Raw genomic sequence first — 16,367 nt, forward strand, 5'->3', positions numbered from 1 at the left:
CTGAAAACTAGCAGCATAAGCATAGTTATTTGAGGAATTTGAGAGGAGAAAGCAATTCTTTAAAAGTTGACCCCGTGTTAGTTTGAACTTTAGCGGACAATTTCCCCATTTTGGTACTGTGATGCCTACCTAATGTGCCTTTTAGAATCAATAACGAGATAAATAGCCCAAATTGCCATCGCCCGCAGATAGGTACTAGCCCGGAAAGTTCCAGATGCGGTAATCGCTTCCGGTGTGCGGAACTGTAAACCATTGCGGTAAATTTGCTGCACCACAGCGCCTGTTAATTTCAATGCTTCCTCCTGCATCCCCATTTGGACGAGAAAAGCCGCCAATCCAAAGTTAATCCCTGTCCAGACTTCCAAAGGATGGGTAGCATTGGGATTTTCTGGGGAACCATCAGGACGCACACCATTAGCAGCCCCAAACTCACCATCACAGAATTTGAGGAAACAAGCATCATAAACAGTTTGTAAAGCAGACAAGGCGCGATCGCTTGGTACAATATCCGGCAATCCCAATAACCGCGCATAGAATTGTCCACACAATTGATCCGCCATCACCACATCAGAACCACTCTCACTATCTAAGCGGAAATACTGCCCATTCCAGAGCTTTTCTTGATATACAGTACGCGACTGCGCCAACCAAACCCGATACCTCTGTCCTAACTCCTCTGTGTCCTCTGCGCTACGCCACTTGCTCATGGGGGAGACCCCCAAGACCGCAGTGGCTCCTCTGTGGTTCGTTAATAAAATATCACTAATAGCGATCGCCGCTTCTAAAGCCGCCAACCACAACCCCCCACAATAAGCACTCACACCCTGTAACCGCCAATCATCAAAAGTTTGGTCAGGTGCGCCAGAGTTCTCAGGAATCCCATCACCATCTAAATCAAAGGTTTTTAGATAGTTGAGAGTTTGCACAATTCCCGCCCAACAATCTGCCAAAAACTGGACATCATCAGCACCAGTTAGCAGAAAATCTCGGTATACTTGCAAGACAAAATCACTCCCCAAATCCTTCCACAAATTGCAGTCTTGATAGCAGGTATAATTAGTTTTTTCCCAAACGTGTTCATTCGGTGCGCCTAAATCGTGAGGTGTTGCACCTGCGACCTTACGAACTGCGGTGGTGGTATCTGCCCCAATAGTGTAGTAGTAGCCAATTACACGCTGATGGTCGTCACTATGGGGAATTGCCCTAGCAAACGCCCGCATTACCGATTTTTCCAGTTCCGGGAACAGATGTAATAGCCCAAAGGAACCATATAACCGCACATCCAGACTTTCGTACCAACGATAATCTAAGCATTCCAGCACCGCAAATTGTCCAATGGGGTCAAGTTCTGAGGCTGCACTCCAGAGAGTTCCACCGCTTGTGAGGTCATATAGCTCATTAAATAAAGCCATTTTAAACCAGTCGGGTAAATCTTCTCTGTCAATAATCGGCTGTTGCCAATTTTCTATGTTTTTATACCAAGTTTGATATTGAGTCAGGGCAGTAGAGGCGATCGCCTCAGCATGATTACCACCACGACCAAAAAAGTCTGTATATCTGCGGTAATAATTAATTCCGGCGGCAAATTCTGTTACAGGAAAATCCCAAGATAAGACAAAAGGAATGTCTAAAGTTTCCCCTGGTTGGAGAGTAAAACGCAGTGCGATCGCACTCCCGATTTGTGTATTTTCTAACGCCGGAGAAGCATCTTGATAATTAGGTAAAGAACCATCAGCAGCGAAGCTTTCCCACACATCTGATCCAGTACCCGCAGGATTCCAGCGAGTATGATAAAATACTTCTACTTGGGGATGTTTTATAGTCGCAATACACCAACTACCATCGCCTTCCTCTACTGACTGATCATCAACGACCCGGCTACAAATGCAACTAAAATATTCTGTATTTTCAACTATTAAATTGTAATTATCTTGACTATCGCCTAAACGTGGCTGATATTCATAAACCGGACTACCATCATCCCGTATCTGCACTTCTGGAGACTTCAATGCATTAGTAAACCAGCCCACCATATTTTGCCAAGTCAGCATAATACTCAGCGTAATTGGTGCATTTGTGGGGTTATGAGCATTCCAGTTAAACACCGCCACCGGATAACTAGATTCTTGATAATTTTCTGCCCAAATTGGTGAAAACTGCTCACAAGTTAACTGTGCTTGCAAGACATTTTCGTAGACAAACCAACTACGGGGATATAAGGCGTGATAAGTTCCTGTTGACTGTGTGGTTGTAGATGCTGGATACCATTTCCAAGCTGCGAGACTACCATTTTTGGGTGGTTCAGTAGCCAAAGCATAACTTTGAGAAGATGTCCCATCAGATTCAAATACACTAAATTGACAAGCGGGGATATTTTGAAACGTATGTTCACCGCCGTCAATGTGCCAGAGATTAAAGTCTCCTCGTGAAGAACGACCGATACAACCCGCACCAAAGCCCCCTAAAGGCATACCGTGCCAAGGGCCATCATCAATATTACTAGCGTAGCGAACAGTATAGGGCTTGTCCCAGCCTAAGCCAATGGGACGGCTCCAAGTGCAAGAGGGAATTACGGTCGAGTGCGGTTTGGTCATCGCCTGATTTTACAACGTGGGGGGATGTAACTGTCAGCTAGAATCTATCCATATCTAGAAAAAGCTACCAGAATGTACACATAATAGAGTGTATTACCATTGCGTATGATCATCAATACCAAATCCTCATCCGGCAACTTTTAGGCATATTGTCAAATTTCTTTCTTACCTAGTAGATTAGACACTATAAATCATTTGAAAGAAGGTTCTTTTCTGGAAGTATTATCGAGACTGATATTTAATACTGGAGTTTAGAATATGGAATATTTTGAAAACACACAGTCAAACATTGAGGTTTTAGCGAAAGAAACTCTCATTTCCCCAGGATTTTATACAACTAACATCAGAAAATTTTCTAATATTGATACCTTAAGCTTTCAAGAAGCCTTTAATACTGCTGTCGCTAATTTAACAAGCGACTACACTAAAGACAAGTATATACGTGACGAGAGATTTAATCAGTCCTGGGACCACATTCAAGGTGAGGCGCGAGAACTCATAATTAAACTTCTGGAAATGTACTGTGCTGCTGAGTACTCAGGATTCATCCTGTACAAAGAGTTATCATATCAACTTAAGGAAACAAACATCATCCTTTCAGATGGATTTTCCCTGATGTCTCGTGATGAAGCCCGTCACGCTAGCTTTCTAAATAAAGCTCTCTTAGATTTTTATATCAAACCTGGATTAGATTTTCTAAACAAAGAACATAGAAAATATATTTTTCTACCTTTTTCATGGTTTATTTACTCTACCTATCTGTCTGAGAGAATTTCTAGCTGTTATTACATAACTATTTTTGAACATTTAGAGTCTCATCCTGAACACTCCATCTATCCTCTTTTTAGCTTTTATAAATCATGGAGTGAAGATGAGAATCGACATGGAGATTTTTTTGGTACAATTATTAAATCGCAAATACAGCTTTCTAATGGATTAAGGGCAAGATTAGTCTGCAAGTTCTTTTTGCTGTTGATTTTTAGTATGACATACTTCAAGTATAAGAGTAACGATAAACTCCTTGCATTGCTTGGGCTAGATGCTCGTGAATACTATATCTCTACCATAAAAAAGGTCAACAACTCTATCAGAAAAGATTTGCCCATAGTTCTTGATGTTGAAGAATCACGGTTTTTTAAGAAATTAGACATTTGCTTACTGCATATTTCAGAAAATGAAAGAATTAATATTTCAAATCAGAATATGCTATTAAAATTGATCTGCAAAATTCCACATTATTTCAATATTTTCTTAGTTATATCACGTTTATTTATGATGAAATCAATTAATACAAGAGAGAAGAAATTGTCCAAAGTTTAAAACTGCAATTACATGAAGCACTCCTGCTTTCACAAACGCTTGCGCTAACTTTTCTGAATGACAAGTATTTTATGGGGAGGGCGCGTTTATGAACTTGGTGTGGGTGCGAAGCCGATTCCCAAAAAAAAGCTGACGGCTGAAAAACTATCTGCGGCTATTACGTATGTTTTAAACAAGGAGGTACAGCAGACAGCCAAACTATTGGGAGAAATTATTCAAAGCGAAAATGGAGCTAATATGGCAGTTAAGGTGATTACTGACTGTCTTAAACAATGGTGAAGCTTTCCGTTGGATAGCTTTTGGATAGGTTGTAACGAAGGTTTGAGGAATACCAAGAGATTTGGGGATTTTACAGTTTGTAATTACATTTATATGGCAAACTTGTCAAACCGGAGCCTCACAAATGAAGTGTTTTTTAATAGTCTGTCTACTAATACTCTCATTAGTCATGCCCTCAGAGGCACTTGCTCAAACAAAACAGCCCGATAATTTCATATCTGGACTGGGAACACACCACCATGTCGTTACTACCGATAATCCAGAAGCGCAAAAGTTTTTCGATCAGGGCTTAAATTTAATTTACGCTTTTAACCATGATGAAGCAGTACGTTCATTTCAGGAAGCGGCCGCACTAGATCCGCAAATGGCAATGGCATATTGGGGAATTGCCTTGGGTGTAGGTGCGAATATTAACTTAGATATAGATCCTCAACGGGAACAAGTCGCTTATCAAGCTATACAGAAAGCTTTAACACTTTCTCCTCAAGCATCAGTCCCAGAACAAGACTATATCACTGCTTTAGCAAAGCGTTACACGAACAAACCAGATGCAGATTTGGCTCAACTGGCTGTAAATTATGCCGCAGCCATGAAAAACTTAGTTCAGCGCTACCCTGATGATTTAGATGCAGCTACACTTTACGCTGAAAGTCTGATGGATTTACATCCCTGGCAACTTTGGCATAAAGATGGTCAACCAGAGTCAGATACAGCAGAAATTCTTGCTGTTTTAGAATCAGTCATCCAACGTGATCCGAACCACCTTGGAGCGAATCATTACTATATTCATACAGTGGAAGCATCACCGCACCCAGAACGCGCCCTGCAAAGTGCGAAAAGACTAGAAACTCTGGTTCCCGCCGCCGGACATTTAGTACATATGCCTGCCCATATTTATTTTCGTGTGGGAGATTATGAGGGGGCAATGCGGTCAAATCAGCAGGCGATCGCGCAAGATGATATTTATCTGCGTAATCATCAAGTTGAGGGTATTTACCCCCAGATGTACTACAATCACAACGTACATTTTCTGATGGTAGCCAGCAGCATGGCAGGCAGATATGAGGATGCCCTAAAAGCTGCCGATAAATTAGTCACAAATGTTGCCTCTATTGACCCCTATTTACCAATGCTTGAGGGTTTTCTGGGTAATAAAATGCTGGTTCAGGTGCGGTTTAGTGACTGGGATGCCATTTTAAAGACACCACCTCCTGATGCCAAATTACCGACCACAAATGCACTCTGGCATTTTGCTCGTGGTATGGCTAAGGCAGCTACAGGTAACTTAGAAGATGCAGTCAGTGAAAGCCAAGCATTAGTAGCTGCAACAAAAAAACTTCCCGCAGAAGCAACCATTGGATTAACCCCAGCTAATCGGATTTTAGATATTGCTGCAAAAGTGCTAGATGCCAAAATTGCCAGAACCCAGAATGACTACGATTCGGCCATTAAATTACTACAGCAAGCAGTGACAGCAGAAGATGCTCTTGATTACGTAGAACCACCAGACTGGTACTTACCCACAAGGGAAGCATTGGGGAGTGTACTGTTAGCTAAAGGCGATTATGCAGCAGCTGAGAGAATTTTCCGTGAAGATTTAGAGAAATATCCCCATAACGGACGCGCTCTATTTGGCTTACAAGCCAGTTTGCAAGCCCAGGGAAAAGATGACGCTGCAAAACTTGTACAAACCGAATTCGCTACAGCATGGAAAAATTCGGATACTCAGTTACGAGTTGAAAATCTCTAATACTAGGGCGATGACCAAGATTTTCACCCCTTCCCCAGTAGAGGCGGGTTTACAGAATCATTCAAAGTGACTAAACCCGCCCCTACAAGCTTTCCCAGTTCCCAGTCTCTCTTACAGTTGACGGACTAAAGGCTGACCGTCTTTAACTTCGCCCACTAGAACTACATCGGCACAATTGACGAAGATACCATTTTCCAAAACACCAGGAATATTATTCAGTGTTTTCTCTAGGGCAACGGGGTCGTCAATAGAATCAAATCTGACATCTAATACCATATTGCCTTGGTCGGTAATTACTGGACCGGCTTTTTTAACACCCATGCGGAGTTCCGGTTTACCACCGAGTTTTTTAATGGCGTTGGTAACAGGGGTAATTGCCATAGGTATCACTTCTACAGGTACGGCAAAAGAAGAACCCAAACGCTCGACTAACTTACCGCTATCAACCACAACGATAAATTGCTCTGCTAAGTAATCTACTACTTTTTCGCGGGTATGTGCTGCACCACCGCCTTTAATCAAATTCTTTTGGGGGTCAACTTCATCAGCCCCATCAATGGCAATATCAATGTGGTCAACAGCATCTAAGGTAGTCAGAGGTACACCGTATTCTTTCGCCAGCACTTCTGACTGAAAAGAGGTAGGGATACCCACTATATCTTTAAGTTCACCGGATTTGATGCGATCGCCTAAAAACTGAATAGTATAAGCTGTGGTTGATCCTGTACCCAAGCCCACAATCGAGCCTGATTTTACCAGGGCAGCTGCGGCTTTACCAACTTCTTGCTTCATCAACTTTACTGGGTCTGCTGTTGCGCTCATCCCAAAACTCCTGAAATATTGACTAAATGGTCTATCACGGCCGACTATACTACATCCTCGGCAATTCCTAATTCACTCACCCAAAATTTCTCATTATTTCCGCAAAATACCTAATTTATCAGCTACATAACAGCATCAAGGCAGTTAGGTTATAATATTTGTCTGGCTTAAATATCAAATTTAATACCACGTAAAATTATTTTGACCGTCGTTATAATGATTACTTAATTTCAATTGTGGATATCCCGTGATAAATTCTCACTGCCCTACTTTTAGGGTTTGTTCTGTCGTGCTGATCAAACTAACCTGACATTTTCAAATAGGAGTATTTTAGATTTAATCTGAACACTAATAATCTGAAATGTCCCAATAAAGTTAGTTAGTATAGACTATGCAGGCTAAATCAAAAAAGCTCAAGCTTAATCAAATTTGAATTAGCAAAAATTGTCCACCCATATAATTAGTCAGCCATGATTTATTAACTAAAAACCGTTACCCTAGCTCTTTACCTAATAATGGCAACTTTGTCAAGCGAAAATGCGTCAATCAGCCCAAGTCAATATTCTGAGTATCACCCACAAAGGTGAGTCTCTGAGTTGTTTGTAGATGCAGAGTAGCCAAATGAAAATCATGATCAATATGCGAAAGTTGCTAGGTACTTTTTCCTTAGTATTACTACTGCAAAACCTGCCATTAAGTGCTGCTAGAGCGCTGGAACCTACTGAAGAATTGACATCTGAAGCAATTCAACAGGTAATTACAGCTAACTTAATGACAAATTCACCTGATGGAAACTTTTATCCAGAAAGGATGATTAATCGTGCAGAACTAGCTGCAATTTTGGTGAAAGCATTTAAACTTGATCAACGCGAAGCTGTTAAACAACAAGAGGCTAAAATTTTGCCAGATGTTCCCCGTTCTCATTGGGCATTTAATGATATTCAGGCAGTGCTTAAAACTGACATTATGAGAGGATATCGAGGCAATTTATTCTTCCCTAATCAAAGAGTTACTAGGGCAGAAGGTTTAGCGATTTTTGCCCAAGCTTATGGTGTATTTCAATTTGGTGATGACACCGTAAAGGAACTACTTCAGCCGCATCCAGATGCAGCATTAATTCCAGTATGGGCTAGAAGAGCGATCGCGACAGTAGTTGCGGAAGGATTTATTAACACAGATGCCCAAAATAATATTTCCCCATTACGGCCAATGACCCGTGGAGACATGGCTTATCTGTTGAGTCAGTATCTACAAAGACAGCAGCCACAACCAGAAATGCCAATAGTTCCTGGTGTTACCCGTAGCCCTGAATCACTGTAAAGGGAAGCGGATAATTTTAGAAGCATCCCCACCGTGGGAAAATCAAAGAATGTTAGAAGTAGAGTTTAGAGAGGAACACACTATAATATGCATCTGAGTGAAATCACCCATCCTAACCAGTTGCATGGTTTGTCGATCCGACAATTGCAACAAATCGCCCGTCAGATTCGAGACAAGCACCTACAAACCGTAGCCACAAGTGGGGGACATCTCGGCCCTGGTTTGGGAGTTGTAGAGTTAACACTAGGACTTTACCAGACACTGGATTTGGATCGGGATAAAGTCATTTGGGATGTGGGACATCAAGCTTATCCCCACAAACTGCTGACAGGACGCTACAACGACTTTCATACCCTCAGACAAAAAGCTGGAGTTGCTGGTTATCTCAAACGGTGTGAAAGCAAATTCGATCACTTTGGTGCTGGACACGCTTCTACCAGTATTTCCGCAGCCTTGGGTATGGCTTTAGCGGGAGAATTAAAAGGAGAAAAATTTAAATCAGTAGCCGTAATTGGTGATGGTGCTTTAACTGGTGGTATGGCGTTAGAAGCCATCAACCATGCGGGACACTTACCTAAAACAAAACTGCTGGTGGTTCTCAACGACAACGAGATGTCCATCTCTCCCAACGTCGGCGCAATTCCTCGCTACCTGAATAAAATGCGCCTCAGCGCACCCGTGCAGTTTATCAAAGATAATTTTGAAGAACAGTTTAAGCAAATTCCCTTTGTTGGTGAATCTTTGTCTCCCGAACTCGGACGCATCAAAGAAGGAATGAAGCGTTTAGCGGTTCCCAAAGTTGGTGCGGTTTTTGAAGAACTAGGTTTTACTTATATTGGACCAGTGGATGGGCATAATTTAGAAGAATTAATTGCTACATTCAACCAAGCACATGAAATGACAGGGCCAGTTTTGGTTCATGTGATTACAGTTAAAGGTAAAGGCTACGAAATCGCTGAACTAGACAAAGTAGGCTATCATGCCCAAAGCCCATTTAACTTGACCACAGGTAAAGCGGTTCCTTCAAGTAAGCCCAAACCCCCGGCTTACGCCAAAGTCTTTTCCCACACTTTAGTCAAACTTGCCGAACAAAACCCCAAAATTGTGGGTATTACCGCCGCAATGGCTACGGGAACAGGTTTAGATAAACTTCAAGCTAAACTACCCAATCAATATATTGATGTCGGTATTGCGGAGCAACACGCTATCACCCTAGCTGCGGCGATGGCTAGTGAAGGAATGCGCCCTGTAGCGGCTATTTACTCCACTTTCTTGCAAAGGGCTTATGACCAGATAATTCACGATGTTTGTATTCAAAACCTACCTGTATTCTTCTGTTTAGACAGGGCGGGCATTGTTGGTGCTGATGGTCCCACACACCAAGGTATGTATGACATCGCTTATCTGCGCTGTATTCCCAATATGGTGATGATGGCACCCAAGGACGAAGCCGAACTACAACGCATGGTAGTAACTGGCATTAATCATACCAGTGGACCAATTGCCATGCGCTATCCCCGTGGTAACGGTTATGGTGTTCCCCTGATGGAAGAAGGCTGGGAACCTTTAGAAATTGGTAAGGGAGAAATTCTACGTAACGGTGATGATGTGTTACTCATCGGTTACGGGACTATGGTATATCCCAGTATGCAAGTAGCGGAAATTCTCAGCGAACATGGTATTGAAGCCACTGTGATTAATGCCCGTTTTGTCAAGCCTTTGGATACAGAATTAATTTTGCCATTGGCGAAGCAAATCGGCCGGGTTGTCACTTTGGAAGAAGGCTGTGTAATGGGTGGTTTTGGTTCAGCTGTGGCTGAAGCATTACTAGATGCTGATGTTGTGGTTCCAATTAAGCGAATTGGTGTACCCGATGAGTTGGTAGACCATGCGACACCAGATGAATCTAAGGCGGAATTAGGTTTAACTAGTCGTCAAATCGCTGAAAGAGTCATGGCTGCTTTCTTTCAAAAGCAAGCATCTCCTGTTGTCTAGTTAAGACTAGACATCTGTTTATAAATTAGGGGCAATTCATGAATTGTCCCTAAAATTTAAAGACTTATTCATTCAGTAATTTAATTAACTATTGTGAGCAATTCTCAAAGGTTGAACCAATGATCGCTTTGAGAAATCTTTGAGAACCTGTTTGTAAGACGATCTAATCTATTTAAAATATCAGGATAAAGTCACGCCAGTAGGGTGGGTTAGGACTCAAGTCCGTAACCCACCATTATCATTTAGCTTCACGAACGGGAATTCGGAAGAACTCTCGACATGAATTAACACGGTAAGCTGCAAATCTCTCGTGTAAATGGCTTTCAACTACTTCGCAGTCTGATACCAACTCATCATAAATAACAAGAAAAGGAGTTGGAACACCAGTTGTCCATAATTTTCTTGCTCTAATTTCAGAGTCTTTCTCTGTTCGTCCAATTTTCACCTGATCTGGAAAAGATGGATTAAGGAGAACATAGACAAAGCCTTGGGTCATATACGTTTACCTCTGAATTACTACGTTTGACTATCTCATAGAGAAATACGGCTACAGTATTGATTTATTCTATTAATTTTGATCCCGAAACTCCCAGAGTTAATTATGATAAAAAATAATGTTCATCACTTTATAATAACTTTACATCCCATCTTGGTCAAAGTAACATTACTATTAATTTTAATGCCCAACTAGAAAGGAAGTAGTTCCCATTCACTACCCTATGGGTACAGTGAGGGAGGGGACTTGCGCGTTATATTAAAGCGCTCTTAATGTGATCGAACTTTTGAGAAGGTACTAATATTTGAGTCAGTGCAGCTAAGTATAGTGCCTGAATAATAGCTATGAGACTAGATGAGATCGCAACCCAAGGGCAGAATATGACTAACTTATTAATGACTACCCTGATATCAACACCGATTAAAGACCCTGTGCCGGTGTTTTTGATGATTTTGGGGATTATGCTCATTGCTCCCCTGCTATTTGAGAAGATTCGCCTACCGGGAATTGTGGGTTTAATCTTGGCTGGGGTTGTAGTCGGGCCAAATGGGCTGGGATTGTTGGCACGAGATAGCACAATTATCCTACTGGGTACAGTGGGTTTATTATTTCTCATGTTCATGGCGGGACTGGAGACTAGCCTGGATGACATGAAATATAACGCTGATAAGGCGGTAATTTTTGGGCTGGCGACTTTTTGTGTACCTATGGCATTGGGTACTGGAGCTATGATGGCTATTGGCTACGAATTGTTACCCGCTATTCTGGTTGCATCATGTTTTGCCTCCCATACCCTATTAGCATTACCTGTAGCCAGCAAACTGGGTATCATGCGATCGCAAGTGATGACTACCACTCTGGGCGGGACATTAATTACCAATATTTTGGCACTTTTAGTGTTAGCGGTGGTGGTGAGAGCGCATGAAGGTAATTTAACTTTACAGTTTTGGCTATTCTTGATTCCTTCACTGATTATTTATACCTTCCTGATTTTGTGGGGATTACCTCGTTTGGGACGTTGGTTTTTTCAGCGCTTTGGACATGACGAAGGGGCAGAGTTTACCTTTGTTTTAGCTAGTTTGTTTGTGGTTTCCTACGCCGCACAATTAATCCAAATTGAGCCAATTATTGGGGCTTTTTTAGCTGGAGTTGCCATTACCCAACTGATACCGCAACTTAGCCCCTTAATGAATCGGATTCAATTTATTGGCAATACGTTATTTGTGCCGTTTTTCCTGATTTCTGTAGGAATGTTGGTCAATCCCCGCATTCTGTTTCAAGAACCACGAGCGCTTGTAGTATCAGGTGTGATGGTGAGTGCTGCTCTTGGTTCCAAGTTTATCCCGGCTTGGGGCGCGGGTAAATTATTTGGATTCAATTTTGACAATATTATGGTGATGTTTGGGCTATCGGTAGCTCAGGCGGCTTCTACTCTAGCGGCGATTACTGTTGCTTTTAATATTGAGTTAGTTGACCAATTGACTGTAAATGGCACGATCGCCATGATTTTAGTGACCTGTGTTGCTTCTCCTTGGGTGACAGCGCAATGGGGGCAAAAAATGCAGCCAGGAGAAGTCACAACTCAAATCCCGAAGACAGGAACCATAGGCGATCGCGTTTTAGTCCCAGTTGCTAACCCCAGCACTGAAGATAATCTCCTACAATTGGCGATTCTCCTCGCAAAATCGGCTAAAGGAACTCTGCTACCGCTTCACATTTTACTTGAGCAGAATTCCACTATTTCCCCAGAGGATAAAACCAGACAAAAGCAGTTATTATCAACAGCCGAAATGATTGCCCATGCTGCTGTGACTAATGTTACTCCCATTGGTCGCATTGATGAATCTATTGATAAGGGTATTGCCCGTGTCGCCGAAGAAAAACAAGCGAGTGTAATTGTTTGCGGTTGGAAGGGTTACTCTACTTATCAGGAAAATTTATTTGGCGGTGTGATTGATAAGATTGTAAATCGCAGTTCTGTACCAGTTTTAGTCAGTCGATTTCCATTACCAATTGAGCATACAAGGCGTGTGTTTATAGCTTTCACGACCCAACAGACTTATGCTAGTTCTTTTAAAGAAAGTATCCAATTAGCTAAAAGTTTGGCTACAGAACTCAAAGCATCGCTACAATTGTTACACGTAGTACCAGTCAGAGGAGTATCTGTGGAACTTACTGATATTCAGATACCACCCGATACACCAATTCAAAAGGTGCGCGGGAATTTTGTCCGCCAAGTTTCGCGGTTACTTAAAACTAACGACCTGCTGGTGTTAAATGGAACTGTTGAACAAAAAACTCAGTTGTTCTCTCTTCTGGGTCATGCACCGGAGGCGATCGCTCGTAGTCATCCTGAAGTGGCAATGATTATAGCGTATTTTCCGCAGTAGTTTCACGCAGAGGCGCAGAGAGTAAGAGAAGAGTTGAGTTATTTATCTGGTTTTTTATGCTTTATCCTGTTATTTGGCAGAATGATTCGGTTTCTTTGATTGATCAAACTCGTTTACCTAATGAGTATACTTTTGTGCAGATTCACCGTAGTGATGATATGGCACGGGCGATTAAAACTATGATTGTCCGAGGTGCGCCGGCTATTGGTGTGGCTGCTGCTTATGGGATGTATCTGGGGGCGCGGGAAATTGAGACGGAAAATCAGCATGAGTTTTTAGAACGCTTAGAAAAGGTGGCTGAGTTGTTGCGTTCTACTCGCCCCACAGCAGTTAATTTGTTTTGGGCTATTAGCCGGATGATGAAGACTGCTTACGAAAGTTTGGGGACTGTAGCAGAAATTAAACAGAAGCTTTTGCAAACAGCCGAAGCGATTAATGCTGAAGATGTGCAAACCTGTCAGGCTATTGGTGATCATGGTTTGACAGTGTTACCTAGCACTCCTGAAAAGCTGACGATTCTAACTCACTGCAATGCTGGGGCGTTGGCTACTGCTGGTTACGGTACAGCATTGGGTGTTGTCCGTTCTGCTTGGAGAGAAGGACGTTTAGAACGTGTATTTGCTGATGAAACTCGTCCGCGTTTGCAGGGGGCAAAACTTACGGCTTGGGAATGTGTTCAAGAAGGTATTCCCGTTACGGTAATTACTGATAGTATGGCTGCCCATTGTATGAAACAGGGTTTAATTCATGCTGTAGTTGTGGGTGCTGACCGCATTGCTGCTAATGGCGATACTGCGAATAAAATCGGAACTTATAGTGTAGCGATCGCAGCTCAAGCCCATCATATCCCTTTCTTCGTTGCAGCTCCTTTTTCTACCGTCGATTTTGCCTTAGCTGATGGTAGTCAGATTCCCATTGAGGAACGTAACCCAGAGGAAATTTACCAAGTTGGCGAGACTATGCTGACACCTTCGGGTGTGGATTTCTACAATCCCGCATTTGATGTGACTCCGGCTGAGTTAATTACAGCCATAATCACTGAAAATGGGGCATTTGTTCCTGGTGATTTGGCAACATCTCAGCCTCAGCCATTGAGTAATGCTGAAACACGATAAATCAAGTTTGTACACAACAGGACTTACGCAACAATTACCAAAAATCTTGATTTATCGAACCGCCAAGCCGCCAAGAACGCCAAGAAAACGTAGATTATGCGTAAGTCCTACACAAGACGCGATCAATCGCGTCTGTACAAGAAATTTTTGTTACTTTTTTACCTATTCAGTCCGAAATTATGGACGTTAACACTGTAGTTGGCTTATATCGGAAATGACACGAGTAATATTTAGATTTTCCAAAAAACATATATGAACAAGTTAATCCCCACAATTGCCTTAATTGTTTCTTCAATCTTGATTACAAGTTGCGGTAGTTTGCCCACTGATACTGTCAATGAAACTACAAGTAATACTGTTGAAACAATTCAAACGGAATCTAAACAAGAGACTGCAACAACTTCTAATGAAACTACACCTTCCCAGGTAGATACTAGAATTAAACAAAAAACAACAGAAGCAGGAAATAGAAATTCCAGTAATAATCCAACTCAAGCAGTTGCTAATAATCAACTCAAAGTTGGTACAGTTAAAGAATTAGTCACAGGTGATATTATCTGCTACGCCACCATAGTAGATGAACAGGGTAAAGAACATCGTGTAGGTGCATCCTTTGAAATTTGTGCAGAATCAGAAAAATATTTAAATCAGAAAGTACGTCTATCGTATGAAATCGCATCATTAAATGATTGCGAAAGTATTGAACCGTGCGGTAAAAGTCGTGAAGAATCAATAATTTCTCAAATGGAAATTTTGGGAGAAAAAACACCAACTAAACCCCAAGCTAGTAATTCATCTACTTACAGTAATGGTAAATGGACAATCACCATTGGTAATAGCGACTCTTGGTCAGGGGTAAACAATACCGGAAATGTGACTTATAAAGGATGTGATGCTCAAGGCAAATGTATCAACTTAACAGGTGGTAAAGTTAGCTGTCGGCGTGGTGAATGTGTGATGGGTTGGGTGAATGGAGATTATCGATATATTTGGTCACAAGTGATTATAGAAGATGGGAATGGTCCCTCTACCCTCATAGTCAAGCAAGGCGACAAAGAAATCCTGAATGCGACAGGATTTAAACTTGTACCTTCTAGCTAAATTTTATCACCAAGCCATTATGCGGGCGAGATTCTGTCACCAGTAGCAGTATCAAACACAAACAACTGATTTAAATCAAGTTGCAAAGACAAGCGATCGCCTGGACGCGGACGAATATCAGCAGCTGTCTGAATATTTAACACCGCCATTGAACCCGGTAAACTCGCCCGAATCAAGGTTTCTCTTCCCAAAGGTTCTACTACCTTAACTTCTACAAATAATGGTTCTGATTGCTCATTATTGAGGGCAGAGTCAACGTTAATCGTGATATGTTCAGGACGAATCCCCAAATCAAAACTTTGACCTTGGCGTAACTGCACCTTTTCCTTCACAACGGCTGGAACAGCTAACGACTGTCCACCAACATCAAAAACATTATTTTTGTAGATAGCTGGCAAAATATTCATAGGGGGATTACCCAAAAAAGTTGCCACCATGTGGTTAGCAGGAAGGGCATAAATACTTTGAGGATCACCAATTTGCTGAATCCTACCCCGATCTAACACCACAATCTTATCAGCCAAAGTCATTGCTTCAACTTGATCGTGGGTGACATAGATCGTGGTAATGCCTAACTGTTGATGTAACTGCTTTAACTCCGCCCTAGTATCATCTCGCAACTGGGCATCTAAATTAGACAAAGGTTCATCAAGTAAAAATACTTGTGGTTCACGGGCGATCGCTCGTCCTAATGCTACCCGTTGTTGCTGTCCCCCAGAAAGTTGTTTGGGTTTGCGGTCTAGTAGATGTTCTAAAGAAAGCGATCGCGCCACATTCACCACTCGTTCTTGAATAATCTTGGGGTCAACTTTCCGCATTTTTAAGCCAAAGGCGATATTTTCCGCCACCGTCATGTGGGGATACAAGGCGTAGTTCTGGAATACCATCGCTATATCCCTTTGTCTAGCGGGGATATTATTTACCAAGCGATCGCCGATAAATAGATTACCAGATGTAGCAGATTCCAACCCAGCGATCGTGCGTAAAATTGTAGACTTACCACAACCAGACGGCCCCACTAACACCCAAAATTCTCCATCGGGAATCTCAAAGGTAATATCCTCGATAGCAGTGACGTTGTTGAATCTACGTCTAATGTCTTCTAAATGAACTTTTGCCATAAGCCGATACAATTTAACTTTGAATTTCTGCGGATGAAGACGAATCAACTCCTTTCACAGTATC

The 16,367-nt window shown here is 42.0% G+C and carries 12 protein-coding genes; 8 read left to right on the forward strand and 4 right to left on the reverse strand.

What is annotated here, in order from left to right; all coding sequences use genetic code 11:
- Window positions 1-125: 125 nt before the first annotated feature.
- Complete coding sequence (locus ACM0OW_RS21720) at window positions 126-2,594, reverse strand: GH116 family glycosyl hydrolase (protein ID WP_414552257.1); 2,469 nt, start codon at window positions 2,592-2,594, stop codon at window positions 126-128.
- A 258-nt stretch (window positions 2,595-2,852) separates the two neighbouring features.
- Here ACM0OW_RS21720 and acsF point away from each other — a divergent pair, with 258 nt between their 5' ends.
- From acsF to ACM0OW_RS21735, 3 genes are all read left to right on the forward strand, one after another.
- Entirely contained in the window at window positions 2,853-3,914 is a 1,062-nt protein-coding gene (gene acsF, locus ACM0OW_RS21725) for a magnesium-protoporphyrin IX monomethyl ester (oxidative) cyclase (protein ID WP_414552259.1), read from the forward strand.
- A 57-nt stretch (window positions 3,915-3,971) separates the two neighbouring features.
- Window positions 3,972-4,193, forward strand: coding sequence for a hypothetical protein (locus ACM0OW_RS21730; RefSeq protein WP_414552261.1), 222 nt, complete (start codon window positions 3,972-3,974; stop codon window positions 4,191-4,193).
- A gap of 169 nt (window positions 4,194-4,362) precedes the next feature.
- The gene (locus tag ACM0OW_RS21735; RefSeq protein WP_414552263.1) at window positions 4,363-5,943 is read left to right on the forward strand and encodes a tetratricopeptide repeat protein; all 1,581 of its coding nucleotides are present in this window, start codon (window positions 4,363-4,365) and stop codon (window positions 5,941-5,943) included.
- A 111-nt stretch (window positions 5,944-6,054) separates the two neighbouring features.
- On the opposite strand, the gene rpiA is transcribed toward ACM0OW_RS21735, so the two are convergent.
- Entirely contained in the window at window positions 6,055-6,765 is a 711-nt protein-coding gene (gene rpiA, locus ACM0OW_RS21740) for a ribose-5-phosphate isomerase RpiA (RefSeq protein ID WP_414552265.1), read from the reverse strand.
- 639 nt (window positions 6,766-7,404) lie between these two features.
- Here rpiA and ACM0OW_RS21745 point away from each other — a divergent pair.
- On the forward strand, window positions 7,405-8,085 hold the full coding sequence (locus ACM0OW_RS21745) for an S-layer homology domain-containing protein (RefSeq protein WP_414552319.1): 681 nt from the start codon (window positions 7,405-7,407) through the stop codon (window positions 8,083-8,085).
- 87 nt (window positions 8,086-8,172) lie between these two features.
- Window positions 8,173-10,080, forward strand: coding sequence for a 1-deoxy-D-xylulose-5-phosphate synthase (dxs, locus tag ACM0OW_RS21750; protein ID WP_414552267.1), 1,908 nt, complete (start codon window positions 8,173-8,175; stop codon window positions 10,078-10,080).
- A 238-nt stretch (window positions 10,081-10,318) separates the two neighbouring features.
- On the opposite strand, the gene ACM0OW_RS21755 is transcribed toward dxs, so the two are convergent.
- Window positions 10,319-10,576, reverse strand: a complete 258-nt coding sequence (locus tag ACM0OW_RS21755; protein ID WP_414552269.1) for a GIY-YIG nuclease family protein — start codon at window positions 10,574-10,576, stop codon at window positions 10,319-10,321.
- Between the two features lie 380 nt (window positions 10,577-10,956).
- Between ACM0OW_RS21755 and ACM0OW_RS21760 the strand changes: the two genes are divergently transcribed.
- The 3 genes from ACM0OW_RS21760 to ACM0OW_RS21770 all read left to right on the forward strand — a co-directional run bounded on the left by ACM0OW_RS21760 (window position 10,957) and on the right by ACM0OW_RS21770 (window position 15,182).
- Window positions 10,957-12,966, forward strand: a complete 2,010-nt coding sequence (locus ACM0OW_RS21760) for a cation:proton antiporter (protein ID WP_414552271.1) — start codon at window positions 10,957-10,959, stop codon at window positions 12,964-12,966.
- 56 nt (window positions 12,967-13,022) lie between these two features.
- Window positions 13,023-14,081 carry an S-methyl-5-thioribose-1-phosphate isomerase gene (gene mtnA, locus ACM0OW_RS21765; protein WP_414552273.1) on the forward strand — a complete coding sequence of 353 codons (1,059 nt, stop codon included), beginning with the start codon at window positions 13,023-13,025 and terminating at the stop codon, window positions 14,079-14,081.
- A gap of 252 nt (window positions 14,082-14,333) precedes the next feature.
- A complete protein-coding gene (locus ACM0OW_RS21770) occupies window positions 14,334-15,182 on the forward strand; it encodes a hypothetical protein (RefSeq protein WP_414552275.1) in 849 nt (282 codons plus the stop codon).
- 17 nt (window positions 15,183-15,199) lie between these two features.
- On the opposite strand, the gene ACM0OW_RS21775 is transcribed toward ACM0OW_RS21770, so the two are convergent.
- Window positions 15,200-16,303 carry an ABC transporter ATP-binding protein gene (locus ACM0OW_RS21775; RefSeq protein ID WP_414552277.1) on the reverse strand — a complete coding sequence of 368 codons (1,104 nt, stop codon included), beginning with the start codon at window positions 16,301-16,303 and terminating at the stop codon, window positions 15,200-15,202.
- Window positions 16,304-16,367: the final 64 nt, after the last annotated feature.

Source organism: Anabaena sp. CCY 0017 (genome assembly GCF_963920885.1).
GTDB lineage: Bacteria > Cyanobacteriota > Cyanobacteriia > Cyanobacteriales > Nostocaceae > Nodularia.

Bases quoted from the DNA above. Each gene is read 5' to 3' on its own strand.
- ACM0OW_RS21720 (WP_414552257.1), bottom strand. From the start codon at position 2,594: ATGACCAAACCGCACTCGACCGTAATTCCCTCTTGCACTTGGAGCCGT.
- acsF (WP_414552259.1), top strand. From the start codon at position 2,853: ATGGAATATTTTGAAAACACACAGTCAAACATTGAGGTTTTAGCGAAA.
- ACM0OW_RS21730 (WP_414552261.1), top strand. From the start codon at position 3,972: ATGACAAGTATTTTATGGGGAGGGCGCGTTTATGAACTTGGTGTGGGT.
- ACM0OW_RS21735 (WP_414552263.1), top strand. From the start codon at position 4,363: ATGCCCTCAGAGGCACTTGCTCAAACAAAACAGCCCGATAATTTCATA.
- rpiA (WP_414552265.1), bottom strand. From the start codon at position 6,765: ATGAGCGCAACAGCAGACCCAGTAAAGTTGATGAAGCAAGAAGTTGGT.
- ACM0OW_RS21745 (WP_414552319.1), top strand. From the start codon at position 7,405: ATGCGAAAGTTGCTAGGTACTTTTTCCTTAGTATTACTACTGCAAAAC.
- dxs (WP_414552267.1), top strand. From the start codon at position 8,173: ATGCATCTGAGTGAAATCACCCATCCTAACCAGTTGCATGGTTTGTCG.
- ACM0OW_RS21755 (WP_414552269.1), bottom strand. From the start codon at position 10,576: ATGACCCAAGGCTTTGTCTATGTTCTCCTTAATCCATCTTTTCCAGAT.
- ACM0OW_RS21760 (WP_414552271.1), top strand. From the start codon at position 10,957: ATGACTAACTTATTAATGACTACCCTGATATCAACACCGATTAAAGAC.
- mtnA (WP_414552273.1), top strand. From the start codon at position 13,023: ATGCTTTATCCTGTTATTTGGCAGAATGATTCGGTTTCTTTGATTGAT.
- ACM0OW_RS21770 (WP_414552275.1), top strand. From the start codon at position 14,334: ATGAACAAGTTAATCCCCACAATTGCCTTAATTGTTTCTTCAATCTTG.
- ACM0OW_RS21775 (WP_414552277.1), bottom strand. From the start codon at position 16,303: ATGGCAAAAGTTCATTTAGAAGACATTAGACGTAGATTCAACAACGTC.